Below are 2,183 nucleotides of genomic sequence, written 5' to 3' on the forward strand. Positions count from 1 at the left end.
AAACAAATTTCCTAAATATATTTTTAGTGTATTTCGTTGAATATCTGGATACTAATAATAAGTAAGAGGAGAAAATAGGGAAAGAATAGAATTTCCAGGAAATAGTATTAAACGATGTATAGGTTTAGTAATTAAGTAGTTGTGCCATTGATAGTTAATGGCATTTCAAACTATTTATATATATTGGCACTTTATTCTGGCACCATATTATATAGCAATATAATATGGTAACATGCTTATTATCAAAACATAACGAGGTAGCCAAACGAGAAAACTCCTATTGCTACAAATTGAGTTAGCACCATTATCAGACACCGGCAATAAAAATCTTATTTACAGCTAAGTAAATAATTCCTTCGATGACTCTTGGAGAGAAGACTCTCGATAATAATCAACTAACGCAATAAGGGAACCAAACCGTACCTGGACCGAGTCAAGTCCATACCAGATCCGTACTTGCTCCGTATAAAAGTACCTCTACATGGAGCTGGTACGGACTTGACATAGACTTGGTACGGAGCAAGACATACACATGTATGTGTAAAAGGGCACTCTTTTTCTTAAGACTCTAAGCTAGGATAGCTTTTTCTTTTTTCAGTAACCGGACGAAATCAGTCATCAGTTCTTTACTCGATGCTCTCATATAGCGCTGAAATGCTTGGAAAGAACGATGTCCGGAAAGCGACATCACGTAGTTAATCGGATAGCCACGTTTATAAAGATTGGTCACACAACTTCTTCTGGCCGTATGGAAGCTTATCAATTCGTATTTCGGAATTGTCACGATGGTAGTTTCTCCACCACGGTACTCCTTACGGCTAACAGCCTCATTAATACCGCATCGCGCGGCAAGAACCTTAATGATTTTGTTGGCCTTCACCTTATTTATAACCGGAAAGCCAATCTGTTGATAATGTTCAATCAGTGGCGCTATTTCCTTCAATATCGGAATTTCAACCAGCTCTTTCGTCTTTTTTTGGTAGAGCGATATTACTCCCTTCCGTACGGTTGCTTTATTCAACTGCTGTATATCACTAATCCTTAATGCTGTATAACAGGCAATAATAAAAGCATCCCTTACCTCACGCTCTTGGTCACTCTCTGTCTTTGCCAAAGAAAGCTTCTGGATCTCCTTCTCTTGCAGATAAATCTGTTCACTCGAATCAGCAGGCAGTGTAGTCTGAACTTTCAAGAAATAGTTGTTGGTTGTCATCTCGCTGTCATAAGCACGATGCAACAGATTCTTGATTACTTTCAGCGTATTGATGATTGTATTCTGAGTATAATGCTTTCCGGTTTTCCCATAACTGTACTCGTAAAGGTAGTTGGTGAAATCAACAAAGAACTTTTTATTGAAGTCGTCGAACGAACCGATCGGCACTTTCCGTTGCTTGTCGTAATCTTCCAGACGCCCCAACGCAGTGAGGTAGGTAGCCTTGGTACTTTCAATGCCACGCTTTCCTTTGCGATTTACATTCTTTTCATACTCGCCAACCAATCTTCTCAGACAAGCAATCGGATTTTGCAAAAGTTGTTCCTTCTGCTGGTTTTTATCAACGATTTGCCGGACAACAGCAGCCGACAGGTACTCTCCCTTCATGGCAAGTTGTTCGTCCATTTCGCATAAAGACGTTACTAAATTATCAATTTGTTCATTAATATATTTCAACCGAAGCCTCTCCCGTATGTTCAAGCCTCCGTTCTGATAGCATCGATATATTTCATGATTCCAATACTGTGGCTCTACACGGAGTTTTGTATAAACTCTGATTCTCCGTTTATTGATAGTTGTCACAAGCATTATTTGCGTCAGTTTATTCTTTTCACTGACCTGCTTTAGATTGAATCTAATTTTCATTTCTTTTTCTTCCTTTCAGTTTAGTGGTAATTGTTCCATAATTATCAAGATTATAGTGATATATAAACAAAGAGTGCCCATCTTATTTTCAATAAGAATCCATAAGAAAGCTATAAAAAAGTTTGTATTTATGCATTTTCGTTGAAAAGCATAAAAAAAAAGCTTTATTTTGTTTGTAGATGTCAATAAAATATCTACCTTTGGCTCGCAAAAGCGTGTAGAATAGAGATATGTTTTCACGATAAAGGAGAATTTGCCATATTTTTACCCGAAAAGATAAAAAAATAACGAATTCTTTTGAATTTAGGAAATTTGTTTTTAGCGT

At 37.2% G+C, this 2,183-nt stretch carries 1 protein-coding gene; it reads right to left on the reverse strand.

The window, feature by feature from the left end:
- Positions 1-568 precede the first annotated feature (568 nt).
- Positions 569-1,858, reverse strand: coding sequence for a site-specific integrase (locus tag BWI44_RS00865; protein WP_286810417.1), 1,290 nt, complete (start codon positions 1,856-1,858; stop codon positions 569-571).
- Positions 1,859-2,183 lie beyond the last annotated feature (325 nt).

Origin of the sequence: Bacteroides sp. Phil13, assembly GCF_001940965.1 — a bacterium.
GTDB classification, from domain to species: domain Bacteria; phylum Bacteroidota; class Bacteroidia; order Bacteroidales; family Bacteroidaceae; genus Bacteroides; species Bacteroides intestinalis.